We start from the raw sequence: 24,245 nt of genomic DNA on the forward strand, positions 1-24,245 counted from the left end.
GCATAAAAAAGATGGGGCGGTTTGCGTCGTCAAGTACGACACAAACCGCCCCATCTTCCTCATTCACAATTCATAAGCTGCATTATTTTCCCAGCGCCAGCCGCGCGCCTAGCATGCTCCAGCGGCGGGGCATTTGGGCCCCCAGCAGGTCGGCGTAGCGGGCGTCGAACAGGTTCTGGACCTGGCCCAGCACCCAGAGGCGGCCGGGCAGCAGCGCCACTTCGAGGCGCACGTTGAACACGGCGTAGGTGGGGGTGAGCACGCTGGGCAGGGCCGTGGCGCTGGCCGGGTCGGTCTGCTGGGCGGCGCGCTGCTTGAACACGCCGCTGACCGCGAAATTGGCCCGGCGGTGGGTGAGGCTCAGGGCCCCCGTGGCGAGGTGGCGCGCCACGTTGGAGAGGTACTGCGAGGCCACGCCGGTCCTGTTGTCCAGGTTCACGTAGGTGTAGCCCAGGCTGCCGTTGAGGCGCAGGCCGGCCGCGAGCTGCGCCTGCGCCTGCACCTCGGTTTCCACGCCTTGGGTGGTCACGCTGAACAGGTTCTGGGCGAAGCGGTAGCTGCTGGCGGGGTTGATGTTGGCGAGGCCGGTGGCGGCAATTACCTGGGCCCCGGACTGGGCCACGTAGTCAATCAGGTTGCGGCCGTCGCGGTGGAAGTAGGTGGCGCGCACCAGCAGCGCCGGCGTGGGCTGGTAGTCCACGCCGCCTTCGTAGTTGAAGGTGCGCTCGGCGGCCAGGGCCGGGTCGCCCACGTTGAAGCCCGCCGGCACAATACCCGGCCGCACGTTGGAATTGTACTGCTCCGTGAAATTGGCCGCCCGAATGGCCTTGCCCAGGGCCCCGCGCACGGTCAGGCGCGGGCCCAGCTGCTGGCTGGCGTTGAGCTGCGGCACCAGCTCGGTGCCGTAGGCCTGGTCGTGGTCGAGGCGCAGGGCCCCGGTCACGTTCAGGCCGGGGGTGGGGGCGAGGGCGGCCACGGCGAAGGCCCCCGTGTGCCACACGGTGTGGTCGCCGCGGTCGTTGCTGCGCACGGCGCGGCGGTCGGCCTGGCCGCCCAGCGTGGCCCGCAGCTTGGGGCTGATTTGTAATTGGTGCTGGCCCTGCACGTTGAGGTAGTGCATGAGGTGGTCGCTGGCCACCGACGTGGGCGTATACACGTAGTAGTCAGTGCTCGCCGTGCCCACGATTTGCAATTCGGTGCGGGCCTTGGCGCTCCACTCGTAGCGCAGCTGGCCCTGGTACCAGTCGCGGGTGAAGGTTTCGCGGGCCCGGTCGCCGAGGTTGGTGGTGTAGTAGTTCTGAGCGTTGAAGTCGCGCCGGTCGAAGCTGGCGCGAGCGGCGGCGCTGAGCTTCGACGTGATATCGTAGGCCCCCGACAGCGAGTAGGTGTTGAGCTTGACGTCGTTGCGGCCCCCGCCGGGCGCGTCGAGCAGCTGGCCGCTGGCCGTGTTGTTGAGCAGGCCGCCGGCCAGGCGCAGGCCCTTCTCCTGGCCGTAAAAGCCCAGGTTGGTGCTCTTCAGCCCGTACTCGCCCGATTGGAATGTGGCGGCCAGCTGCGTGCCGTCGGGCCGGTGGGTGGCGGCGAAGGTTTTGGTGACGATGTTGATGAAGCCGCCCACCGCGTCGGGCCCATAGAGGGCCGCGCCAGGGCCCCGCACAATCTCAATCTGCTCAATCTCGGCCGGGCTGATGGGCAAATAGCCCGCAAAGTGGCCCGTGAGCGGGTCGTTCAGCCGCATGCCGTCGAGCAGCAGCAGTACCTGCGTGAAGGTCGAGCCACGCATCGTCACGTCGGCCTGGGCCCCGAAGCTGCCGCGGCTCTGCACTTCCAGGGCCGGCAGCACGCGCAGCAAGTCATCGAGCGAAAGCACCGGGTATTCGTTCAGCCGGCTGCCGGGGATAACCGTCACGGCCCGGCCAGTTTGGCCCGCCGCCTGGCCCAGGCGCGAGCCATATACCGTCACCTCGCGCAGGGTGCGGGCGCTATCGGCCGGGGCCGTTTGAGCCAGGGCAGTAAGGGTGAAAAAAGTGCCGAGAAGGGTAGCAGTGGTACGTATAGCCAGCATGGTTGGGGATGAGATGTTGCCGCAAAGCTAGGGCCCCCGGGTGGCGGTGGCCTAGTGCAACTCCACGGGGCCCCTACGAGGCCGGTCCCTCCCCGGCGGGGAGGAGCACTGTACTTGCGGCTTGTTAAACGCTTCCCTTTCCTTTTGGGAGGGTTGAGCGGGGAGTCGGCCAGAAATGGACCACGCTTCACAATAGCGGGGTGTTTATTACCCAATATACTGATTGGAGAACTGCCACGGGAGCATCCTTGCATTCCTTAGTGCCTGTTGCTCATCGCCTAAGTAAGGATCCAGCACCGAGCTGTTTTCCCTTTATGGACAGCCCATTTCTATTTTGCTCTACCAAACTTCCGCGTTAGAATACATTTATGCCGCGGTGGTTATCGGTGGGGCTTTAGCCGTTCTCGTAGGAATTTCCTACGGCTTATCGAGGGTGGAGAAATACTTGCGCGGGCGTAACAAGCCGTCCCGCAACGCCTCGGTTACTAGAGCCCAGCAGGTGCCAGGGCGCGCTGCGCCAGAAAGCCGCACCCTATCTACTCGCACTGTGCTGTTCTTGCTTGCAATACTGATCGTTACGAATGTAGTCGTATCGGTCATTGATCAGGTATTCCGACCTTTGCCTTGCCAGCCGGCTGTGGCGATAACGGAGCCGGCGCACCAGCAAGAGTAGTTGTGGGCGGAGGCCTGGGCGCAACAGCGGCAGAAAGTAAAACTGGACAGTGCACATCGTTCCATTGAGTCGGACGCCGCTTGGCCGGATACTACCGCTCGGTAGCCCGCTGGATTTTCTGGTGGTGCTAGTAATTGCCACTTGCATCCGGGGAACTAAGCTAGAGCCCCGACGCGCAACGCCCGGCCCAAATCCTGCATCTTTGGGGCCCTGATTCTCCACCCCCTCCTTCACCGTATGAAGTACGTTTCCACGCTGGGCCTGTTGGGCCTGCTGGCCGGCCCCGCCCTGGGCCAAACGCCCACCCCGCCGCCGGCCCCGCCCGCCCCGCCGCTGCCCCTGCGCGACGCCGCCCCCGACCCCGTGGGGCCCTACCGCGCCTCGGCCACTAAGGTCAACGACCTGGTGCACACCAAGCTGGCCGTGAAGTTCGACTACGCCAAGCGCTACCTCTACGGCCAGGCGTGGGTCACGCTCAAGCCCCACGGCTACGCCACCGACTCGCTGCGGCTCGATGCCAAAGGCCTGGAAATCAAAGCTGTGGCTTTGATGAACGGCACCCAGCAGACGCCGCTCAAGTTCACCTATACCGACCAGAACAACCTCTACATCAACCTGGGTCGCAGCTTCAAGCCCGGCGAGGCCTACACCGTGTACCTCGACTACGTGGCCAAGCCCAACGAGCTGAAGGTGAAGGGATCGGCTGCCATTACCGACGCCAAGGGCCTGTACTTCATCAACCCCGACAGCACCACTAAGGGCAAGCCGGTGCAGGTCTGGACGCAGGGCGAGACGGAAAGCTCGTCGGCCTGGTTTCCTACCATCGACCGTCCCAACCAGAAATCGACCGAGGAAATTGCCATGACCGTGCCCAGCAAGTATGTGACGCTTAGCAACGGCAAGCTGGTGAGCCAGGTGCCCGCGGGCCCCGGCCTGCGCACCGACACCTGGAAAATGGACTTGCCCCATGCGCCCTACCTGTTCATGATGGCGGTCGGCGACTTCAAAATTTACAAAGACACCTGGCGCGGCAAGGAGGTGAACTACTACCTCGAACCCAAGTACGCGCCCTACGCCAAGCAGATTTTTGGCAACACGCCCGACATGCTGGAGTTCTTCTCGACCCGCCTGGGCGTGGAGTTTCCGTGGAACAAGTACGCCCAGATTGTGTGCCGCGACTACGTGAGCGGGGCTATGGAAAACACCACCGCCACGCTGCACGGCGAGCAGGTGCAAATGACTGACCGCGAGCTGCTGGACCGCGAGTACCAGGAAGAATCGGTGATTGCCCACGAGCTGTTTCACCAGTGGTTTGGCGACTACGTGACCGCCGAGAGCTGGAGCAACCTGACCGTGAATGAGTCGATGGCCGACTTTTCCGAAGGGCTCTACGCCGAGCACAAGTACGGCCGCGAAGCCGCCGACTACCACAACTACACCAACCTGCGCCGCTACCTGGCCAACCCCGCCGACGCCGCCAAGGACCTCGTGCGCTTCCACTACGGCGACAAGGAGGAGATGTTTGACCTGGTGACCTACCAGAAGGGCGGGGCCGTGGTGGATATGCTGCGCACCTACCTCGGCGACGACGTATTCTTCGCTGGCCTCCAGAAATACCTGAAGGACAACGCCCTGGGCAACGGCGAAGCCCACCAGATGCGCCTGGCTATGGAAGCCGTGTCGGGCCAGGATTTGAACTGGTTCTACAACCAGTGGTATTTTGGGGCCGGCAATCCGGTCGTGAGCATCGACTACGCCTGGGACGCGGCCCGCAAAACCGAGCTGGTCACCGTGAAGCAAACCCAGGCCGGGGCCCCGTTCCGCTTGCCGTTCGCCATCGATTACTACGTGAACGGTAAGGCCCAGCGCCAGCGCGTGCTGATGACGCAGGCCAGCCAGACGTTTGAAATGCCCCTGGCCGCCCAGCCCGCCCTGGTGAACGTGGACGCCGAGAAGAAACTCGTGTGGCTGAAAGCTGATAACCAACCCTTCAGCGCCTTCGCCTACCAGTACGCCCACGCGCCCTTGTATGTGGACCGCCGCGAGGCCCTGGCCGCCGCCAAAGACGCCCAGGCCACCGACCCCGCCGCTCGGGCCCTGCTGCTGGCCGTCCTCAACGACAAGTTCTACAGCCTGCGCCGGGCCGCCGTGCAAAGCCTGGATTTGGAGAATAAAACCGTGGCTAAAGTCGCCGCGCCCGCTCTGCGCAAGCTGCTGGCCACCGAAAAAGACCCCAACGTACAGCTGGAAATCCTGGGGGCCCTAAGCCGCCTGAACGACAAGCGCGACGCGGCCACGTTTGCCAAGTATCTGGCCGAGAGCCGCTCGTACGGCTTGCAGGGCGCGGCCCTGCAAGCCCTGGCCGAAGTGGCGCCTCAGCAAGCCCTGGCCAAAGCCCAGGCCCTGGAAGGCGACGACAACGTTGCCCTCGTCCGGGCCGTGGCCACCACCTACGCCGTGGCCGGGGGCCCCGCCCAGTGGCCCTACATCCGCGACAAGTTCGACGCGGCGCCCATTGCCGGGAAGGCCAGCCTGCTGCAAGGCATGGCCGCCATGCTGCCCCGCCTGAGCGACCCCAAGCTATTCGCTGAAAACGTGGACCGCCTCAAGTCCATTGGCATTCAGTACAAGGCACAGGGGGCCGACCGGGCCATCATCGGCTTGTTGCAGAGCGAGCCTATCCAGAAATCGAGCGCTGCCGTGCCCGCCAATCGCGAGACGCTGGAACGCGCCGTGCAGGAACTTCAGCAGGCCAAATAGGGCCCCGCTGTACGGCCACAACAGGTAAAAAAAGGGACCCCCGGCCGCGGCCGGGGGTCCCTTTTTGGTAGGGTCGAAGTGCCCGGTGGGTCAGCTGGCCTTGGCCTGCTTCCCGGGTTTGGCCAGCCCCCCGGCCTGGGCCTGGGCCGGGGCAGCGGGGTCGTGCGGGGCGTCGCCGGAGGGGCTGGCGCCGTCGTCGGGGCGCACCGCTTCGGTGGCGTAAATGTGCTCCATGGTCGTCATCACGTCGTCGCCATCCACTTCCAGGTCTTTCAGCACGCCGTCGGCGATGTCGTACACGAGGCCGTGCAGGCGCGGGGGCTTATCGCCGCGCATGGCGTTTTGGATAATGTTGGTTTTGGCCAGGTTGTGCACCTGCTCAATCACGTTCAGCTCCACCAGCCGGCGCAGGCGCTGCGCTTCGCTGGGGATGCGCAGCAGCTCCGTTTCGTGCAGGCGCACCACGTCGCGGATGTTCACCAACCAGTTGTCAATCAGGCCGTACTGCTTGTTGCTGGCCGCTGCGGCCACGCCGCCGCAGCCGTAGTGGCCGCATACCAGAATGTCCTGCACGCCCAGCACCTCCACCGCGTATTGGAGCACGCTAAGTAGGTTCATGTCGCTGTGCACGACCAGGTTTGCAATATTGCGGTGCACGAACATCTCGCCCGGCCCGGTGCCAGTAATGCCCGAGGCCGGTACCCGCGAATCGGAGCAGCCAATAAACAAGTAGCGCGGCTGCTGTTCGTTGGCCAGGCGCTGAAAGAATTGCGGGTCTTCCGCGTTGCGGTCGGCTACCCATTGGCGGTTATTGGCCAGAATGTCATGGATACCTGAAGCAGGTTTTCCAAAGGAGAGCGAAGAGGGGTTCATGTGTACGTTGGGCGTGGCGATAGCGGAATAGTTGGTAAAGTAACGGGAGAAAGAACTTAATGGCCGGCCAGGGCCACCGTCCGCACGTCGCGCAGCTCCAGCGCGATGCCCCGCGCCGGGGCCGCCCGCCGGAAAGCCTCGATTGCCTCCAGTACATCGTGGTCAATCACGTCGGAGCGCGTGCCATCGACTAGTACGCGGCTGCCCGCAGGCAGTTGTTCCAGGGTAGTTATACTCATCACGAAGTAGGGTGCGGGGCTTGTCCCCGCCCGTCGTTGAACGAAAGCCGACTGAACCGTTCAAGGACGGGCGGGGGCAAGCCCCGCTCCCTACTTCGTTTTCGTATTCCACTACGTGAGCAGTATACGATGCTGGCTTTGTTGAGAAACGAGACGTGCTCGGGCAGGCGCAGGTGCAGAAAATTATCCGCATCGGGAGCGGTTTCGTCGCGCCGCAGGTAGGAGCCAGCCTTAGCGTTGTCCTTCAAAATGAAGAAGAAGCCTAACACCAGCCCGATGCTCACGCCCTTAAGCAAATCGGTGAGCAGCACCGCCACGATGGTGAAGATGAACGGCCCGAACTGCGCCCAGCCCAGCCCAGCCGCCACTGCTGCCGATAAAGCGCGGGCTTGGTCAGCTTGAAGCCCACCACCAGCAGCACCGCTGCCAGCGCCGACAGCGGAATCAGGTGCAGCACAGTGCCCAGCAGCAATAGGCTCACCATCAGAAGGATGCCATGAATGAAGGCTGAGCGCTTGGTTTGTTCGCCGGCCGCGATGTTGGCCGATGAGCGCACGATAACGGCCGTGAGGGGCAAGCCGCCCAGTAGGCCGCTCACCACGTTGCCCGCGCCCTGGGCCAGCAGCTTGCGGTTGGTGGGCGTGTGGCGCTTTTGCGGGTCGAGGTTATCCACGGCCTCCACGCTGAGCAGTGTTTTGAGCGAGGCCACAATGGCGATGGTAAAGGCCACGCCGTAGGTGGCCGGATTGCGCAGGGCCCCGAAGTCGGGAAACGTCATCGCGCCCGCTAGCTGGCCCAGGGAAGAAATCACGGGCAGTGTCACCAGGTGCTCGGGGCGCACGGCCAGAGCCGGGGCCACGGCCAGTAGCAGCTGGTTGATACCCACCGCCGCCAGCACCGCCATCAGGGCGCCTAGTACCAGCCGCGCCCAGGGCTGCCGCCGCACCGGCGCGCTGTCCCAGAGTAGTATCAGCGCCAGCCCTACCCTTCCCACCAGCACCGAGCCGGGGCTGACGTGCGCCAGCGCCGCGCCAACGGCCGAAAACGTATTCTCGCCATATAAGTTGCAAAAAGTCCATGTCCTCGAAGTAGTCCCGGTCGGCCCCCAAAAAATGCTGTATCTGATTAATTATCAAGATAATGCCGATAGAAGCCAACATCCCGCGAATTACGGTTGCCGGGAAGTAGAGGGCAATGATACCCGCCCGCGCCACGCCCAGCTGCATCACGCCCGCCACCACGGTAGCCGCCAGCACCGCCGGCCACGAGCCCAGCGTCGAAATAGCTGCCAGCATAATGGTGGTGAGGCCCGCCGCCGGTCCGCTCACGCTCATCGCCGAGCCGCTGAGCACGCTCACCAGCAGGCCCCCCACAATGCCCGAAACCAGCCCCGCCAGCAGCGGCGCGCCCGAGGCCAGGGAGATGCCCAAACACAGCGATAACGCTGCCAAAATACCACCAGCCCCGCCGGCGTGTCCTAGCCGAGGATGCTGAGGCGGGAGGGGGTAGGGGCCCCTGAGGTTGGGGGCGCAGAGCGGGCGGGGCGCGCCGGTAGCGGCGCGGAACTAACCTGAGTTATACGAGTAAGAAGGGTACTTGAGCCCAGCCCTGATTACCGGGGGCTAGTTTAATTAGTGTAAGTCTACTGCCGCGTAATTAAGATGAAGTTAAAAGGGAATTAAAATTACTAACCACTTGATAATGAATGATAATTTAAGCTAGGTTCTTCGGCGGGGCCGGCCATTCCAGCCACACGCGGGTGCCCCGGCCGGGCTCGCTGGCCAGGCGCACCGCGCCTCCGTGCAGGGCCATGATGCGCGCCGTGAGCGGCAGCCCGATGCCGTGGCCCGGCACCGCCCGCGCCGCCGCCGCCCGAAAAAACGGCACGAACACTTGCTCCAAATCGGTGGGCGACAGGCCGAGGCCTTCGTCGGTTACCAGCAGGGTAGGGCGGCCAGCGGGTAGGGCCAGCGTGGCCGTGACGGGCTGCCCGCCAGCCGCCGAAAATTTGCAGGCATTATCCAGCACGTTGAGCATGGCCGAGAGCAATAGTGGCTCGTTGCCGAGCACCACGAGGGCCCCGGCCTCCGCGCTTTCGCCCAGGTCCAGGTCCACGCGGCTGGTGGGGTAGCGGCGGCCCACTTGCTCGTGGGCTAGCAGCAGCAGCTCGCCCAGGTCCACGGGCCGTAGGGGTAGCTGCGAGGGGTCGCCCGAGGCCTGGGCGATTTGCAGCAGGCCGTTGGTGAGGCTGGTGAGCTGCCGGGCTGCGTCGAGGGTGCGCTGAAGCACGCGGCGGTACTCGGTAGCGGGCCGCTCGGCTTGCAGCAGGGCCACTTCCAGCTCGCCGGTGAGGGCCGTGAGGGGCGTGCGCAGTTCGTGCGAAGCATCGCGCACGAAAGTGCGCTGGCCGGCAAAGGCCGCTTCGAGGCGGTCGAGCAGCTGGTTGAAGCGCTGGGCCAGCCGGCCCAGCTCGTCGGCCGGGCCGGCGGCGTGGCTCAGGCGCTGGCCCAGGTCCGAGGCCGTGATGCCGTCCACTTCGCCCACCATGCGGCGCAGCGGGCGCAGGGCCTGGCCCGCGAACACCCAGCCGCCTACCCCTGCGAAAACCACCGCCGCCAGTAGGCCCGCCCCCAGCACCCGGCGCAGCCCGCGCAGCTGCTCGCGGCCGTCTTCGTCCACCGATGAAGCCAGCACGATGAGGTCGCCCAGGCGCGGGTCAGCGTAGCGCAGCCCCACGGTTTCGTGAAAATCGTGCTCCGGCTCCAGCACTGCCCGGCCCGTGCGGCGCACCTCGTGCAGCCAGGCAGCCGGCACCCGGTGGCTAGTCGCACGCTGTCCCTCCCGAAACACTAGGCGCCCCGCCGTGTCGTACACCTGCCCCTCCTCGTCGGGCAGCGTGCGATAGAGCTGCCGCAAGTAGCGCCGGTAGGAAGCCGCCTGGCCTGAGTCGGCCCGCGCCTGCCCGTCGGCGTACACGTGCCCCATCACTTCGGCCCGGCTAAACAGGCTTTGGGTGAACACTTCGCGCCGCGACTGCCGGGTGAAAAAATAAATTGCGGCCAGTAGCAGCACCAGCGTCACCACCAGTAGCCCTCCGAACTGTAAGGCTAGGCGCAAGCGAATGGACATAAGATTTTTAATTGAAAATGAATGCGTTAGTAGGAAAAAATTAGGCGGTCACGCTGCGTTTGTCGAAACATCTTTTATTCGGGGTTAATTGAAACATTTAGAGTTAGTTATGAAATATATACTTTAACAATCTCAGCATGGCCGTCTGTTTTAACAATAAGCTATTTATCAACGGGTACTTACCTGCGCGGTAGAGCTGTTTCGACAAGCACAGCGTGACCGCTTTTTTTGGGTTTTTAAAAAGCTTCAATTAGTAAAAACCTGCTTCAACAAACCATATTAATTTTACTATTCTTTTTGAAAGTAAAACTATCAAAACAAAAAGTAGTCGTAAGTTTGTGCCGTTGAAACGGCTTTGTCAGCCTTCGCTTCACCCTTAACGCTACCCTCTCAATGCAGCCCAAAGTACCCATCACCGTTGCTACTGGCGACGGCATCGGCCCCGAAATTATGACCCAGACCCTGCGCGTGCTCGAAGCCGCGGGGGCCGCCATCGCCCCGGAGTTTATCGAGGTGGGCGAGCAGGTGTACCGCGCCGGCCACAGCTCCGGCATCCTGCCCTCGGCTTGGGATTCGCTGCGGCGCACGCAGGTGCTGCTGAAAGCGCCCATCACCACGCCGCTGGGCGGAGGCTACAAAAGCCTGAACGTGACGCTGCGTAAAACCCTGGGCCTGTACGCCAATGTGCGGCCGAGCCGCAGCTTGTTTCCGGCCGTGGCCACGCGCTTCCCCGACCTCGACGTGGTGATTATCCGCGAGAACGAGGAGGATTTGTACGCCGGCATCGAGCATCAGCAAACGCCCGATGTGGTGCAGTGCCTCAAGCTGGTGTCGCGGCCGGGCTGCGAGAAAATCGTGCGCTACGCCTTTGAGTATTGCCGCCTGCACGGCCGGCGCAAGCTCACGTGCATGACCAAGGACAATATTATGAAGCTCACCGACGGCCTCTTTCACCGGGTGTATACGGAGGTGGGCCAGGAGTACCCCGATATCGAGCAGGAGCACCAGATTATTGATATTGGCACCGCCCGGCTGGCCGACACGCCTGAGCGCTACGACGTGGTGGTGACCCTGAACCTGTACGGCGACATTATTTCGGACGTGGTGGCGCAAGTGGCCGGCTCGGTGGGCCTGGCTGGCTCGGCCAACGTGGGCGACCACGGGGCCCTGTTCGAGGCCATTCACGGTTCGGCCCCTGACATTGCGGGCCAGAACATTGCCAATCCCTCGGGCCTGCTGCAGGCGGCCGTGCTGATGCTGGTGCACATCGGGCAGGGCGAGGTAGCGGCGCGGGTCCACAACGCCTGGCTCCGCGCCCTGGAAGACGGCTACCACACGGCCGACATCTACCAGCCCGGCACCAGCCAGGAAAAGGTGGGCACGGTAGGCTTCGCCGATGCCGTGATTGCCCGCCTGGGCCAGCTGCCCCAGCACCTGCGGCCCTTCCAGGCCGGCCCAGCCGCCGAGCAGAAGCCGATGGTGCTGACCCCGCGCCATGTGGGCGTGCAGCAGCTGGTAGGTATTGACGTGTTTTTGCGTTGGGATGGCACCGACCCCAACGAGCTGGGCCAGCAGCTGGAAATGCTCACCGGCCACCGGCTGCAACTCAAGCTCATCACCAACCGCGGCGTGAAGGTGTACCCCGAGGGCCACCCCGAAACGTTCTGCACCGACCACTGGCGCTGCCGCTTCGTGGCCGCCACCGCCCGCGTGAGCGATGGGCAGCTCGGCTACACCCCCGTGCCGTTTGCCGACGTGCTGGCCCTGCTGCACCGCCTGGCCGATTTCAACCTCTACATCATCAAAACCGAAAACCTGTACCTTTTCGACGGCGAGCGCGCCTTCTCGCTGGGGCAAGGCGAGTAGGCCAGCGGGCTGCGGGGGGGAGGCAGAATTTCTGGCGTATTACGTTATTTGGAGCGGGGTTCTCCTTTTCCCCACCTTAGTCCTGCCCACTTTATGAATGCCACGATTCGCCTTGAGCTGAACGACAAGCTGTACCTGCGCGATCCGCAGGACACTGATCTGGGCCGCCGGCTGGTGGCCGAAAGCGTGCGGCTGATTGATGAAATCGGCTTCGAGCAGTTCACTTTCAAGAAGCTGGCCCAGCGCATCGAATCCACGGAGGCGTCGCTCTACCGCTATTTTGAGAACAAGCACAAGCTGCTGGTGTACCTGGTGAGCTGGTACTGGGCCTGGCTGGGCTACCAGATTCGGTTCCATACCCACAACGTATCCGACGCCCACGACCGCCTGCGCCTGATTCTGGGCATCCTCACCCAGGCGCACACCAGCGACCCGGCCACGACCCAGCTCGACGAGGCCGCCCTCTACCGAATCGTGGTCAGCGAAGCCTCCAAAGCCTACCTCACCAAGGATGTGGACTTGGACAACCAAGCCGGGCTATTTCGGGAATATAAGCGGCTGGTAGCCAGTATTGCCGAGGTGGTGCGCGAGATTAACCCCGCCTATCCCTACCCCCTCGCCCTGGTCAGCACCCTGCTCGAATCGGCGCGCAAGCAGCTGTTCTTTGCCCAGCACCTGCCTTCGCTCACCGACGCAGCCACCCGCCAAGGCGAGCAAAACGCCATCTACGACTTTCTGCTGAAGCTGGCTTTTGCCGCGCTGAACCAAGCTTAGCCGGACGACAGTAAGTACCAATCACCGACTCCTAAAATGCCCGTTATGCCCGAATTAATTATGCATTAATTCGGATATATACTGCTCACGAAGTGGAATGCGAAAACGGAGTAAGGTGCGGGGCTTGTCCCCGCCCGTCCTTGAACGGTTCAGTCAGCTTTCGTTCAACGACGGGCGGGGACAAGCCCCGCACCCTACTTCATGACGAGTATAATAGACTAATTATCGATAAATAAGCTATCAAATAAGGGCTGCTTAAAGGCCTCCGCTAAGGGCTTAATAATTAACCACCAGATCCTTATTCTTTGCGCAGCATGTAGCCCATGCCCACTAGCGTGTGGATGAGCTTGGTGTCGAAGCCTTTGTCGATTTTTTTGCGCAGGAAGTTGATGTACACGTCCACCACGTTCGAGCCGGTGTCGAAGCTCAGGTCCCAGACGTGCTCCAGCAAATCGGCGCGGCTCACCACCCGGTTTTGGTGGCGCAGCAGGTATTCGAGCAACGCAAACTCGCGGGCCGTGAGCTGCACGGCCTGGCCAGCGCGCGTCACGCGCTTGGCGGCGGGGTCGAGGGTGAGGTCGGCCAGGTGCAGGGGGGCGGCTAAGGCGGGGGCCTCGGTGCGGCGGCGCACCAGGGCCCGCAGGCGCGCCAGCAGCTCCTCGAAGGCGAAGGGCTTCACGAGGTAGTCGTCGGCCCCAGCGTCGAGGCCCCGGATTTTATCGTCCGTCTCGCCCAGCGCCGTCAGCATCAGGATGGGTATGCCCGCGTCGTGGGCCCGCACCTGGCGGCACACTTCCAGCCCGCTCAGCCCCGGCAGCAGCTGGTCGAGGATGAGGCAGTCGTAGCGCGTGGCCTGGGCGCGGGTGAGGCCCAGCAGGCCGTCGGCGGCCAGGTCCACGGTGTAGCCCTGCTCGCGGAGGCCCTGGTGCAGGAATGCGGCCACGGAAGGTTCGTCTTCGACTAATAGAATGCGCATACAATTGGCTAGTGGGGGGGGCAAAGGAACGCACCGGCCGCTCAGGGCGGGCCCCAGGCTTATTTAAAGCTCCGCCGTAAACTGAACTTTAGGATTGCCTTTGTGCTTAGCCAGGAAAATATATGGCTAACCCGTCCGCGCACCCCGACCTGATTCCCACCTACGAGCCCCATCGCCTGGAGGCCCTGCGGCCCTACCAGGTGCTGAGCGTGCCCGGCCAGCAGCTCTTCAACGACCTGGTGGGCATTGTGGCCAAGCTCTTTGGCGTGCCCGTAGCCCTGGTTTCGCTGGTGGGGGCCGACGAAGTCGTCTTCGCCGGCAACGTGGGCCTGCCCGGCCTTGAGCGGGTAGCGCGGCCCGACAGCCTGTGCTCGGTGGCCATTTTGCAAGACGGCGCGACGGTATACGAAAACCTGCTGGCGCGCCCCTGCCACCTCACCAGCCCCGGCGCGGCGGCGGCGCTGGACCTGCAGTTCTACGCCGGCCAGCCCCTGCGCTCGGCCGACGGCTTCCCCATCGGCACGCTGTGCGTGATGGACCACGCGCCGCGCGTGTTTTCGGCCGAGGAAAGCGTGCTGCTGGCCAGTCTCGGCGACGTGGCCACGGCCTTGCTCGACCTGCGCGTAACCTTGGAAACTAACCCTGGCCTGGCCGATGCCCTGCGCCAGCGCGTCGACGCGCGCATCGACCAGTCACTCACCCGCATTGACACCCTGGCCTCGCTCCAGCAGTGGGAAAGCGCGCCCGACACCGAGGCCGCCCTTAGCTACCGCCGCTCCAGCCGCGAAGAGGCCACCCAGGTGGTGCGCGTGCTGCACGCCGAGCTGCGCCAAACCCTGGCCGACCTGCACCGCTAGCACCGGGGCCCCCGCCGCCTTACCTTTGCCCGGCAATGTGCGGTGCGCCGCGGGTTGTTTTTATAAAGAGGCGCCGAGAGACAGGCTCGTTGACGCGCCGGCAACCCCCCGCCTTTGGCGGGCCCGGTGCCAAGGCCTGGTTCTATAAAAACGCGCTGCCGTGCTATACCTGCCCCTTTTGTTGCCCCTTTTGCCAGCTGTAGCTGGCTGCCGTCCCGTGTCCACTGGCCGCTGTTGTAGCGCCCGGCATTGGGCCAGGTAGGGGGCCCCCACCGGCGTTGGGCCGGCTTTTCATTACTTATCTTTTTGTGGGGAGCGGTTTGGACGGGGCCCCAGGGCCCCGGCGGCCACCTTATTTACCGCCCGGCCCGCGCCGGGCCCCGAGTTTTAGTTATGCTGAAAAAATCACTGGCCCTGTTGCAGCGCGAAGCGGCCGAAACCGGGAGCAACACCCTCAAGCGTACCCTCAACGGCTTCAGCCTCATTACTATCGGTATCGGCGTCATTATCGGCGCGGGCCTGTTTTCGCTCACCGGCATCGCGGCGGCCAACAACGCGGGGCCGGCCGTTACGCTCTCCTTCGTGGTGGCAGCGGTGGGCTGCGCCTTTTCGGCGCTGTGCTACGCCGAATTTGCCGCGCTGGTGCCCGTATCAGGCTCGGCCTACACCTATTCCTACGCCACTATGGGCGAGCTTTTCGCTTGGATTATCGGCTGGGACCTCGTGCTTGAGTACTCGGTGGGGGCTGCCACGGTGGCTATCAGCTGGTCGCAGTACCTCATCAAGTTTCTGGGTAAGTACGGCCTGCACCTACCGGCCCAGCTAGTGATGTCGCCCTTCGAGTCGGCCAAGCTGGCCGACGGCTCCACCGTGACGGGCTACGTGAACGTGCCGGCCATGTTGGTGGTGCTGGCCATTACGGCCATCGTCACGCGGGGCACTAAGGGTTCGGCGTGGTTCAATGCCCTGGTAGTGGCCCTGAAGGTGGCCGTGGTGCTGGTGTTCATCGCCCTGGGCTGGAAGTACATCGACCCCGCCAACTACCAGCCCTATATCCCGGCCAACACCGGCAAGTTCGGCGAGTTCGGCCTGAGCGGCATTTTGCGGGGCGCGGGCGTGATTTTCTTCGTCTTCATCGGCTTCGACATCGTGGCCACCATGGCCCAGGAAACCAAGAACCCGCAGCGCAACATGCCCATCGGCATCCTCGGCTCGCTGGCGGTGTGCACGGTGCTGTTCGTGCTCTTCGGCCACGTCCTCACGGGCTTAGCCAATTATACCGAGTTCAAAAATAGCGCCGCGCCGGTAGCCATCGCCATCGAAAAAACGCCCTATGCCTGGCTCAGCTCAGCCGTAATTCTGGCCATCCTCATCGGCTACACGTCCGTGATTCTGGTCGATTTGCTGGGGCAGTCGCGGGTGTTTTTCTCGATGTCGCGCGACGGGCTGCTGCCGCCGGTGTTCTCCCGGCTGCACCCAAAATTCAACACGCCGTTTCAGTCGACCCTGCTGCTGGGTTCGTTCATTGCCGTGTTTGCCGGCTTCGTGCCCATATCGGTGGTAGGCGAAATGACGAGCATCGGCACGCTGCTGGCCTTCGTGATGGTGTGCCTGGGCGTTATGATCATGCGCCGCACCAACCCCGACGCGCCCCGCAGCTTCCGCACGCCGTGGGTGCCGGTGGTGCCCATTCTGGGCATCGTGGTGTGCCTGGTAATGATGGCCTCGCTGCCCTGGCAAACCTGGCTGCGGCTGTTCGTATGGCTGGCCCTGGGCCTGGCCATTTACTACGGCTATGGCCGCAAAAACAGCAAGCTGCGCCAGGCCCAGGAGCGCGGCGACACCGATGCGGCCTAACAAGCAGGGCCCGGTACGAAGTAGGCAGAAGATTTGTCCTTGAATTAGCAAAAGCAAAAAAGGCCGTCATGCTGAGCGCAGCCGAAGCATGACGGCCTTTTTTGTATTTCAGTACCTCCTGAACAGCTTTAACAAGAGCTCCCCACGCCAGGCGCGCCAAGCCTTCCGCTTACTCGCCCATCAGCGTGATTACTAATGAGCGGTGGCCGCCGTGGTCGCGGTGCTCGCCCAGGTAAATGCCTTGCCAGATGCCCAGGGCCGGGGCCCCGTTCGTGATGGGTATGCTGACGCTGCTGCCCAGCAGCGCAGTTTTCAGGTGGGCCGGCATGTCGTCGGGGCCCTCTGAGTTGTGCCGGAAATAGGGCGCATTTTCGGGGGCGGTGCGGTTGAAGAACTGCTCGAAGTCGTGGCGTACCGTGGGGTCGGCGTTTTCATTGATACACAAGCTGGCCGACGTGTGCTGGATGAAAATGTGCAACAGGCCGGCCCGCACCTGCCGGAGCTCGGGCAGCTCGTCCAGCACGTAATCGGTGATGAGGTGGAAGCCGCGGCGTAGGGCCGGCAGCCGCAGCTGTTTCTGAAAAACCATTGGGTAGCGGTGAGGGGTGATGGGAGGCATACGCGGCCCCGCCCCACGGGTAGGCACTGGCAGCGGCAACGGCCGCCGGAAAGGTGCGTAGCGGCTGGGGGGCCTAATCAAAATAAATGCGGGGCCGCCGGTGTTTTGTGGAGAGCAGGTCGGTACTTTTGGCGGCCCTGTTTTTCGGCCAGCACATCTTCTCTGCATGGAGATATTCGTATCCGAAGCAACCGAAGCACCCGCACCCCGCCGCCCCGCCCCGGCGTACCCCATCCTGGCCGAGAGCTGGGGCATCCTGGGCTGGTACGTGCTGGCGACCCTGGTGGTGGGCAGCGGCGGCTACGCATTGCTGAACACCGCCACTTCCTGGCCACGGGCTCAGTCAATACTGGTGGCCTCGATGGTGGCCAATGGGGCCCTGCTGGCATTTCTGCGCTGGAAGGCGGGCCCGCGGTGGCAGTCCTGGCAGCTGCGGGGGCAGGCGCGGCCGTGGCTGTTCGCCGCGCTGCCCGCGGTGGCAATGGCCAGCATTTTGGTACGTTCACTGCTCGGTTTTTTGCACCTGCCCAGTACCAGCGGCAGCATTTTTCAGGAAATAAGCCGAACGCCCGCCGTGGCCCTGCTGCTGGGGGCCGGGGGCGCCGCCGTACTCGAAGAAATACTGTTTCGGGGCGTTATCCTGAACGGATTGCTGCAAAACCGGCGGCCCTGGGTGGCCATTGCGCAGTCGGCGCTGCTCTTCAGCTTGTTCCATCTCAACCCGGCGCAGAGCGTAAGCGCCGGGCTTTTTGGCCTGCTGCTGGGCTGGCTGTACTACCGCACCCGGTCGCTGGGCGTGTGCATGGCGGTGCACGCGCTCAACAACTCGGTGGCGTTCGTGGCGTTGCGCTGGGCCCCGGCGGCCTGGCAAAAAGATCCGCTGCTGGAGGACTTCGGTTCGGGCTGGGCCTACGCGGGTGCGGTGGGGCTGAGTGCGCTGGTGCTGGCCGCAGTGCTGTGGTGGGTGCAGCGCACGACTTCGCCCCCGGTATGGGCCCCGGGCGAGCCGGCCGATGATTCGGCGGTGGCAGTGGGGCTGGGCGCGGCGGCATAGGGCCCCGGGGCGGCGGAAAGCTGCGCCATTGGCAACGTGGCCGGGGCCCTGGGTACCGACCTTTTCCGCGGTTACCTTTGTTGATTATTCGCGCTGAAAAACCAGCCGAATCAATCAAAACCGTCTAGAATCCGTGATTGTCTGCATTGCCGAAAAGCCCAGCGTAGCCCGTGAAATTGCCACCGTGCTGGGCGCCACCCGCCGCATGGACGGCTATATGGAAGGCAACGGCTACCAGGTGACCTGGACCTTCGGCCACTTCTGCCAGCTCAAGGAGCCCGACGACTACGACCCGCAGTGGAAGCGCTGGAGCCTGCACAGCCTGCCTATGGTGCCGGAGAGCTTCGGCATTAAGCTCATGCGCCGCGACGAGGGCGTGGTGAAGCAGTTCCACACCATTAAGCGGCTGGTGGACGGGGCCACGGAGGTCATCAACTGCGGCGACGCCGGCCAGGAAGGGGAGGTGATTCAGCGCTGGGTGCTGATGGAGGCCAAGTGCCGGAAGCCGGTGAAGCGGCTCTGGATTTCATCGCTCACCGAGGAAGCCATTCGCCAAGGGTTCAATAACTTGCGCGATGGCAAGGAGTTCGATAAGCTGTACCAAGCTGGTAAGAGCCGGGCCGTGGGCGACTGGCTGCTGGGCCTGAACGCCACCCGCCTCTTCACCCTGAAATATACCACCTACCAGGACAAGCAGCTGCTGAGCATCGGGCGAGTGCAGACGCCCACGCTGGCCCTGCTGGTGGCCCGCCACCACGAAATCCAGAACTTCAAGCCCGAGCCCTACTGGGTGCTGCGCACCGAATACCGGGGCACGATGTTCGCCCACATCGCCCCGCCCAAGCAGGCCAAAGCCGCTGAGGATGCGCCCGACGAAAAGGAGCGCCTCCGGGCCCTGGGCTACTTCGTGACCGAGAAGGAAGCCAACGAGGCCCTGGAAGCCGTGCGCCCCGCGCCGCTGGTCATTACCGACGTCGAGATTAAAAAAGGGCGCGAATCGCCGCCGCGCCTGTTCGATTTGACCTCGCTGCAAGTGCAGTGCAACAACCAGTTAGGGTTATCGGCCGAGGATACGCTGAAGCTGGTGCAGGCCCTGTACGAGAAGAAAGCTGTGAGCTACCCGCGGGTGGACACCACGTTTTTGCCCGATGACCAGTACCCGAAAATTCCCGGTATTTTGCGCGGGCTGGCGTACCCCACGCTGACGGCGCCGCTGCTGGCGGGCAAGATTCCGAAGACGGGCAAGGTGTTTAACAACAACAAGGTAACCGACCACCACGCTATCATTCCGACCGGCGCGGCGGGCCCCGGCGGCGGCATGGAGAGCAGCGTGTACGACATCATCGCCCGGCGCTTCATCGCCGCGTTTTACCCCGACTGCGAGGTGAGCAACACCACTGTGCTGGCCGAGGCGGCCGAGCGCCCGTTCCGGGTGCGCGGCCGCCAGATTCTCAGCCCCGGCTGGCGCGTGGTGTACGGCGACCCGGCCCAGCAGGCGGCCCCCAAGCCTGCACCCGCCACCGATGCCAAATCTGGGGCCCCCGCCGCAGAAGACGACGATGTAGTGAGCACCGTACTGCCGGCGTTTGTGAAGGGTGAAAGTGGGCCCCACGCGCCGCGCCTCGATAGCAAAACCACCCAGCCGCCCAAGGATTACACCGAGGCCAGCCTGCTGCGCGGAATGGAAACTGCTGGCCGCAACATCGATGACGAGGAGCTGCGCCAGGCCATGAAGGAGAATGGTATCGGCCGTCCCAGCACCCGCGCTGCCATCATCGAAACGCTGTTCAAGCGCAACTACATCCGGCGCGAGAAAAAGCGTCTTCTGCCCACGCCGACGGGTGTCGAACTGATTGGCCTCATCCGCAACCCAACCCTGAAATCGGCGGAGCTGACCGGACAGTGGGAGCACAAGCTGCGCCAGATTGAGCGCGGCGAGCTCACCAGCGAGCAGTTCCTGGGCGAGCTCACGAACCTGGTGCGCGAAATGGTGCAGGAGGTTAAAACCGACAGCAGCGGCCGCGCCGTAACCAGCGGCAGCGCCGAGCAAGCCGTCGCCCGGGGCCCCCAGGGCCCCGCCCCGGCCGCCGGTGGCCAGGCCAGCGCGGTCCCGGCGGCCAAGAAAACCGCCGACGTCCCAGCCGGCCTGGGCCCCTGCCCGGTCTGCAAAACCGGCCACGTGCTGCGCGGCAAAACAGCTTTTGGCTGCGCCCGCTTCCGCGAGGGCTGCGCTTTCCGGCTGCCGGCCGAAATGCAGGGCAAGAAGTTCAGCGACCCGCAGATTAAAGCGCTGCTGGCCAAGGGCCGCACGCCGATTATGAAGGGCTTTGTGGGGCCCGACGGGCAGAAGTTTGACGCCGCCCTGGGCCTCGACGCCCAGCACCGGCCCGTGCTGCTGCCTGCCGCCGAAAGCAAGCCCACCACCGCTACCGAACCCGGCCAGATTCCGTGCCCGGTGTGCAAACTCGGCACAATGCTGCGCGGCAGCAGTGCCTACGGCTGCTCGCGCTTCCGCGAGGACTGTCAGTTCCGGGTGCCCTTCGCCTGGGGCGGCAAGGAGCTGACCGACTCGCAACTAAAGCAGCTGCTGCGCCGCGGCGAAACGGGCGTCATCAAGGGCTTCGTGTCGGCCAAAACCGGCAAGAAGTACGACGCTGCTTTGAAGGTTGACGAAGGCCGGGTGGTGCCAGTGTTTGGGTAAGAATAGGGTCCTGGATTACTTTTTGAGGCCGATGCGGTAGTGCAAGCGCAGGCTGACTTGGTGGCGGCGGCCGAAGTTGGTAGCGGCGGTGGGCTCCAGGCTGAAGCTGCCGCCGCGCAGGCGGATGTTAGCTGCTGCAAAGCCCAGGGTCGAACCAACGGCGCGTTCGGTGCCGTACTTGTCGGAGGTGTAATAGGCCCCGGAGCTGGGGTCGGCGAAGGCTAGGCCGGCCACTACGGTGCTGCCATTGCTCGTGCCCAGCCCCGAGCCCAGGCCAACGCGGTAGAGGTAGTTGCCTAAACCGCCCGCCCCGCGGCCCGCATCAGCTTGCACGAAAAACTTCTGGCGGTTGCCTACCCACAACTGCACATCGGGTAGAAAATGAGTGCCTTGCAACACGGAATCGCCCTTCAAGCTGCGGCTGTTGAGCAAGTTGCCCGCATGAAACCCCAGGTGAACCCCGAAGCTGACGTTGCCTCGGATGCGGCGCCCACCTTCCACGTAGGGGTTGATGTCGAATAAGCTGTAGTCGCGGGTATAAGGCACGAAATTGGTTTGCAGGGGCCCCCCGCCGGGTATTTGCGGGGCGTACCCCACGCGGTCAGTGCCGCCCCACACGCCCAGGCCGATGGCCGCCGTTCCGGTGCGTCTCAGCCGCAAAGTGGCTTCTGCGCCCACGGCTTGGTAGCGGTGCAGATAGGCCGAGCGGGCGGGGGGCACCGGGTAGCTTCCGCCCCCGCCGCAGCCCCCACCGGTGGTAGTTGCTGGGTAATCAAAATCCTGGTCGTAAGCGCCTTGCAGGGCCCCCACGGCGAAGTCTATGCTCCGCACCGAATCCTGGCGCGGGGCCGGGGCCTGGCTCATCAGCACGAGTAGGCCCAGCGTAGCGGCGAAGGCCAGGCGCGGCTGTCCGCTCCACCCGGCCGCGGCCAGCGCTGGCCACCAGGCGGCCGCTTCGGCCAGCAACAGGGCCCCCAGCGCCACTTGCAGCACCCGGAATTCGGCCCCGGTGAGGGCGTGCGGGGCCAGCGCGGCCGTGAGGGCTAATAGCGCTGCGGCGCCGGCCAGCTGCCGTATCGGCTGCGGTGTGCCGGGCGCGGCCGCCCGTGCTACCGAAAAAACTGTGCCCCACCACCGTAACAGCGCCGCGCCGGCCAGGTGCAGTAGCCCCGCCGCTAGCACGCCCCACTGGATGGCCAGCAGCCGCACGCTGCCCAGTGCCAGCAGCTGGGCCCCAAGGGTTTGGCTGGCTGGGTCGCGCCATTGGCACAGCCCGCCCCAGGCCAGCAGCAGGGCCCCCGTGCCCAGCAGGTAGCGCGTGCCGGCCGGCCAGGGGCGGCGGCGCGTGGCCCACGTGGCCGCGGCCAGCGCCAGGCACACCAGCAAAGCATAGAGCTGCGTGGGCACCACCGGCAGCGCGTGGGCGGCCCCGGCGGGCAGCAAGCCCCGCGCCACCTGGGCGGCGTAGGGCCCCGTGCCGGGCCCAAAGCGGATGCCCAAGCCGCCGTTACCCGCCAGCTCGCCCCAGCAGCAGCCGGCTGCCAGGCAGCCCAGGCACTGCACGGCCAGCCCCACCGCCAGGGGCCCCACAAACGCATCAAACGCCGCCCAGCCCAGGCCCAGCCACCGCCGCAACGCCAACAGCACCAGGCTGCTAGCGGCAATGCCGCCCAGCGCCGAGCGTACCGGGTAGGCCCCCAGGGCCGCCGCCCCGCCGCCCCACAGTACCGGCCAGTCGGCCAGCGGCAGCACCACCAGCTTGCAGCCTACTACGAAAGCTAGCAGCGTAGCCGCCTGCATCAGCAGCCAGGGGCGCTGGGGAAAGCCGCGCCGCCGGCCTTCCAGCAGCAGCAATAGTTGGTAGGTGGCCACGGCCAGCAGGTAGCAGGCGGTGTAGTGGCCAGGCCGAAAAACGGCGGGCAGCTCGAACGTACAAAGGGGCATGGGCCGGGCGGTGGGGGAGAGGGAAGACGGCCCGAAAGGTAGTGGCCCACTCCGCGCAAACATCACCCAAAAAACACGGCTGTTAGACCCGCCACTACCCGGTTTGGGCACGGTAAGTTGTTGACCAATAATTAATAAAGCAAAAAGAATCAGACTTTTTCCTACCCTGGTAATAGGCTACTTTTCTGCCGCCGGGGACCCAAATTCGAGTAGGTTCTTCACCATTCCCTTGAAGATGATGCCGTGAAAGGGCAGCACCGAGTACCAGTACAAGCGGCCCGCCAGGCCCTCGGGGCGGTAGGCGGCCAGCTGCTCCAGGGCGTGGGTGCCGTCCTCGTTGTCCACGATGCGGAACTGAAGCCAGGCCTCGCCGGGCAGGCGCATCTCTGCGTAGAGGAGCAGGCGCTTGGTGGCGCGGTCGGCCACCAGCACGCGCCAGAAATCGAGCGGATCGCCGGCGCGCAGGCGGCTGGGCGAGCGGCGGCCCCGGCGCAGGCCTACGCCGCCCACCAGCTTGTCCATCAGGCCCCTGATGCGCCAGAGCCAATCCGTTTTGTACCAGCCCCGCTCGCCGCCGATGCGCCAGATATTGTCCAGTACCTCGGCTACGGGCCGCGTAAACGGCCGCAGCTGCCGGTCGAAAAACATCCCGTTTTTCGGGATTTGGATGGCGTCCATGTAGTTCTGGCGCAGGGTGCCGCTGCTCATGGCATCGCTCCAGCTGCTCACCACCTCGTTCTGCTCGATGCGCTGGAAAGCCAGGGCCAGGGCTTGGCGGTAGCTCATGCACAGGTGCGGCACGGCGCGGGCAATGCTGCGGGCCGGGTCGGCCACGGTGTCGTTCTTAAGGCTCTCCACCAGGCTTTGGGCTAGCGAAAACGAGGTGCTGGTGACCAAATACAGCCACCACGACGAGAGCCGCGGCGTGAGCACGGGCACCGTCATGATCCAGCGCTTGTAGCCGCGCTGGGCGGCCAGCCCGAGCAGCATCTCCTTGTAGGTCAGCACGTCGGGGCCCCCCAGGTCGAAGCTCTGGCCCAGGCAGGCGGGGTTGTCGAGCACCGCTACGAGGTAAAACATTACGTCGCGGATGCCCAGCGGCTGGCAGCGCGAGTTCAGCCAGCGCGGCGTTACCATCACCGGCAGCTTCTCCACAATGTCGCGGATAATCTCGAACGAGGCCGACCCCGACCCGATGATGATGCTGGCCCGCAGTACCGTGAGCTGGGTTTTTTGGGCCCCGGCCAGCACGTCTTCCACGGCGCTGCGCGAGCGCAGGTGCACGCTCAGGTCGTGGTCGTTGGCGATGCCAGACAGGTAGATGACCTGCCGGGCCCCGGTGCGGTCGAGGTACTGGGTGAAGTTGCGGGCCGAGTCCTGCTCCAGCTGAAAAAAATCCTTGTCGCCCCCGCTCATCGAGTGCACCAGGTAGTAGGCCGCGTCGATGTCCAGGGGCAGGTCGGCCAGGGTTTCGGGCTTCAGCAAATCGCATTGCACGGCGCTTACCTGTGGGCGTAGGGCCTCGGGCAGCGTGTCGGGCAGGGCGAAGCGGCGGGCGTCGCGCACGAGGCACACCACCTCGTGGCCGGCTTCGGCTAACCCGGGCAGCAGGCGCTGGCCAATGTAGCCGGTGGCCCCGGTGAGCAAGATCTTCATGGGCGGGAAGTAGAAAGGGCGGCGCGGTGGACCGTGGCCCTGCGCCGCTGCCCTACTAAGAACGTGGAAATGATGTAGTTGTTCGAGGCCGCCGCGTCCTGCTTTTGCCGGCCCACCGGCCATTTAGCGGGGCGCTTGGCAATTGGTATTCTAAGCTGTAAGCTAAGATGCCGCCTTTGATATTGTATTATAAAAAGATAAT

17 protein-coding genes, 1 pseudogene and 1 riboswitch are annotated in these 24,245 nt (G+C 64.4%); of the genes and pseudogenes, 7 read left to right on the forward strand and 11 right to left on the reverse strand.

Features of this window, described 5'->3' with window-relative positions:
* Positions 1-82: 82 nt before the first annotated feature.
* Positions 83-2,065: a TonB-dependent receptor plug domain-containing protein gene (locus DDQ68_RS01005; RefSeq protein WP_109652135.1), complete on the reverse strand. Its 1,983-nt coding sequence runs from the start codon at positions 2,063-2,065 to the stop codon at positions 83-85.
* 910 nt (positions 2,066-2,975) lie between these two features.
* Here DDQ68_RS01005 and DDQ68_RS01010 point away from each other — a divergent pair.
* Complete coding sequence (locus DDQ68_RS01010; protein WP_109652138.1) at positions 2,976-5,498, forward strand: M1 family aminopeptidase; 2,523 nt, start codon at positions 2,976-2,978, stop codon at positions 5,496-5,498.
* A gap of 90 nt (positions 5,499-5,588) precedes the next feature.
* Here DDQ68_RS01010 and can read toward each other — a convergent pair whose 3' ends face one another.
* The 6 genes and pseudogenes from can to DDQ68_RS01040 form a co-directional block, all read right to left on the reverse strand.
* A complete protein-coding gene (gene can, locus DDQ68_RS01015) occupies positions 5,589-6,371 on the reverse strand; it encodes a carbonate dehydratase (RefSeq protein WP_170121914.1) in 783 nt (260 codons plus the stop codon).
* Positions 6,372-6,427: 56 nt separating this feature from the next.
* Positions 6,428-6,610: a hypothetical protein gene (locus DDQ68_RS01020; RefSeq protein ID WP_109652141.1), complete on the reverse strand. Its 183-nt coding sequence runs from the start codon at positions 6,608-6,610 to the stop codon at positions 6,428-6,430.
* On the reverse strand, positions 6,610-6,927 hold the full coding sequence (locus DDQ68_RS01025; RefSeq protein ID WP_162549692.1) for a hypothetical protein: 318 nt from the start codon (positions 6,925-6,927) through the stop codon (positions 6,610-6,612). Before DDQ68_RS01025 ends, DDQ68_RS01020 begins: the two co-directional genes overlap by 1 nt.
* A complete protein-coding gene (locus tag DDQ68_RS24165) occupies positions 6,891-7,610 on the reverse strand; it encodes a SulP family inorganic anion transporter (protein ID WP_281271060.1) in 720 nt (239 codons plus the stop codon). Before DDQ68_RS24165 ends, DDQ68_RS01025 begins: the two co-directional genes overlap by 37 nt.
* Positions 7,611-7,767: 157 nt before the next feature.
* Positions 7,768-8,061 (reverse strand): annotated as a pseudogene (locus DDQ68_RS24170) (SulP family inorganic anion transporter); the annotation flags it as partial.
* Positions 8,062-8,323: 262 nt separating this feature from the next.
* Positions 8,324-9,739, reverse strand: coding sequence for a sensor histidine kinase (locus DDQ68_RS01040; protein ID WP_109652150.1), 1,416 nt, complete (start codon positions 9,737-9,739; stop codon positions 8,324-8,326).
* A gap of 393 nt (positions 9,740-10,132) precedes the next feature.
* Here DDQ68_RS01040 and DDQ68_RS01045 point away from each other — a divergent pair, with 393 nt between their 5' ends.
* Together DDQ68_RS01045 and DDQ68_RS01050 are read left to right on the forward strand one after the other, a co-directional pair.
* Positions 10,133-11,605 (forward strand): NADP-dependent isocitrate dehydrogenase, encoded by a 1,473-nt coding sequence (locus DDQ68_RS01045; protein ID WP_109652155.1) that lies wholly within the window; start codon positions 10,133-10,135, stop codon positions 11,603-11,605.
* A gap of 93 nt (positions 11,606-11,698) precedes the next feature.
* Complete coding sequence (locus DDQ68_RS01050; RefSeq protein WP_109652158.1) at positions 11,699-12,379, forward strand: TetR/AcrR family transcriptional regulator; 681 nt, start codon at positions 11,699-11,701, stop codon at positions 12,377-12,379.
* A gap of 298 nt (positions 12,380-12,677) precedes the next feature.
* Here the strand turns inward: DDQ68_RS01050 and DDQ68_RS01055 are convergent, their stop codons facing one another.
* Positions 12,678-13,355: a response regulator transcription factor gene (locus DDQ68_RS01055; RefSeq protein WP_109652160.1), complete on the reverse strand. Its 678-nt coding sequence runs from the start codon at positions 13,353-13,355 to the stop codon at positions 12,678-12,680.
* 122 nt (positions 13,356-13,477) lie between these two features.
* Between DDQ68_RS01055 and DDQ68_RS01060 the strand changes: the two genes are divergently transcribed.
* Positions 13,478-14,212, forward strand: a complete 735-nt coding sequence (locus DDQ68_RS01060) for a GAF domain-containing protein (protein WP_109652165.1) — start codon at positions 13,478-13,480, stop codon at positions 14,210-14,212.
* A gap of 57 nt (positions 14,213-14,269) precedes the next feature.
* A riboswitch (SAM riboswitch) is annotated at positions 14,270-14,363 on the forward strand.
* 242 nt (positions 14,364-14,605) lie between these two features.
* The gene (locus tag DDQ68_RS01065; RefSeq protein WP_109652168.1) at positions 14,606-16,069 is read left to right on the forward strand and encodes an amino acid permease; all 1,464 of its coding nucleotides are present in this window, start codon (positions 14,606-14,608) and stop codon (positions 16,067-16,069) included.
* 169 nt (positions 16,070-16,238) lie between these two features.
* On the opposite strand, the gene DDQ68_RS01070 is transcribed toward DDQ68_RS01065, so the two are convergent.
* Positions 16,239-16,658: a secondary thiamine-phosphate synthase enzyme YjbQ gene (locus DDQ68_RS01070; protein WP_109652171.1), complete on the reverse strand. Its 420-nt coding sequence runs from the start codon at positions 16,656-16,658 to the stop codon at positions 16,239-16,241.
* A 196-nt stretch (positions 16,659-16,854) separates the two neighbouring features.
* Here DDQ68_RS01070 and DDQ68_RS01075 point away from each other — a divergent pair, with 196 nt between their 5' ends.
* Both DDQ68_RS01075 and DDQ68_RS01080 read left to right on the forward strand, forming a co-directional pair.
* Positions 16,855-17,742: a CPBP family intramembrane glutamic endopeptidase gene (locus DDQ68_RS01075; protein WP_109652174.1), complete on the forward strand. Its 888-nt coding sequence runs from the start codon at positions 16,855-16,857 to the stop codon at positions 17,740-17,742.
* Positions 17,743-17,875: 133 nt separating this feature from the next.
* Positions 17,876-20,443 carry a type IA DNA topoisomerase gene (locus DDQ68_RS01080; protein WP_109652178.1) on the forward strand — a complete coding sequence of 856 codons (2,568 nt, stop codon included), beginning with the start codon at positions 17,876-17,878 and terminating at the stop codon, positions 20,441-20,443.
* Between the two features lie 15 nt (positions 20,444-20,458).
* Here DDQ68_RS01080 and DDQ68_RS01085 read toward each other — a convergent pair whose 3' ends face one another.
* The gene (locus tag DDQ68_RS01085; protein WP_162549694.1) at positions 20,459-22,387 is read right to left on the reverse strand and encodes a prolipoprotein diacylglyceryl transferase family protein; all 1,929 of its coding nucleotides are present in this window, start codon (positions 22,385-22,387) and stop codon (positions 20,459-20,461) included.
* Between the two features lie 177 nt (positions 22,388-22,564).
* Positions 22,565-24,043 carry an SDR family oxidoreductase gene (locus tag DDQ68_RS01090; protein ID WP_109652184.1) on the reverse strand — a complete coding sequence of 493 codons (1,479 nt, stop codon included), beginning with the start codon at positions 24,041-24,043 and terminating at the stop codon, positions 22,565-22,567.
* Positions 24,044-24,245: the final 202 nt, after the last annotated feature.

The sequence above is a fragment of the Hymenobacter nivis genome (genome assembly GCF_003149515.1).
Taxonomy (GTDB): Bacteria; Bacteroidota; Bacteroidia; order Cytophagales; family Hymenobacteraceae; genus Hymenobacter; species Hymenobacter nivis.

Excerpts from the sequence above, each read along its gene's own strand:
- DDQ68_RS01070 (WP_109652171.1), bottom strand. The coding sequence starts at position 16,658 with ATGGTTTTTCAGAAACAGCTGCGGCTGCCGGCCCTACGCCGCGGCTTC.
- DDQ68_RS01060 (WP_109652165.1), top strand. The coding sequence starts at position 13,478 with ATGGCTAACCCGTCCGCGCACCCCGACCTGATTCCCACCTACGAGCCC.
- DDQ68_RS01075 (WP_109652174.1), top strand. The coding sequence starts at position 16,855 with ATGGAGATATTCGTATCCGAAGCAACCGAAGCACCCGCACCCCGCCGC.
- DDQ68_RS01055 (WP_109652160.1), bottom strand. The coding sequence starts at position 13,355 with ATGCGCATTCTATTAGTCGAAGACGAACCTTCCGTGGCCGCATTCCTG.
- DDQ68_RS01040 (WP_109652150.1), bottom strand. The coding sequence starts at position 9,739 with ATGTCCATTCGCTTGCGCCTAGCCTTACAGTTCGGAGGGCTACTGGTG.
- DDQ68_RS01065 (WP_109652168.1), top strand. The coding sequence starts at position 14,606 with ATGCTGAAAAAATCACTGGCCCTGTTGCAGCGCGAAGCGGCCGAAACC.
- DDQ68_RS01090 (WP_109652184.1), bottom strand. The coding sequence starts at position 24,043 with ATGAAGATCTTGCTCACCGGGGCCACCGGCTACATTGGCCAGCGCCTG.
- DDQ68_RS01020 (WP_109652141.1), bottom strand. The coding sequence starts at position 6,610 with ATGAGTATAACTACCCTGGAACAACTGCCTGCGGGCAGCCGCGTACTA.
- DDQ68_RS01005 (WP_109652135.1), bottom strand. The coding sequence starts at position 2,065 with ATGCTGGCTATACGTACCACTGCTACCCTTCTCGGCACTTTTTTCACC.
- can (WP_170121914.1), bottom strand. The coding sequence starts at position 6,371 with ATGAACCCCTCTTCGCTCTCCTTTGGAAAACCTGCTTCAGGTATCCAT.
- DDQ68_RS01010 (WP_109652138.1), top strand. The coding sequence starts at position 2,976 with ATGAAGTACGTTTCCACGCTGGGCCTGTTGGGCCTGCTGGCCGGCCCC.
- DDQ68_RS01045 (WP_109652155.1), top strand. The coding sequence starts at position 10,133 with ATGCAGCCCAAAGTACCCATCACCGTTGCTACTGGCGACGGCATCGGC.
- DDQ68_RS01050 (WP_109652158.1), top strand. The coding sequence starts at position 11,699 with ATGAATGCCACGATTCGCCTTGAGCTGAACGACAAGCTGTACCTGCGC.
- DDQ68_RS01085 (WP_162549694.1), bottom strand. The coding sequence starts at position 22,387 with ATGCCCCTTTGTACGTTCGAGCTGCCCGCCGTTTTTCGGCCTGGCCAC.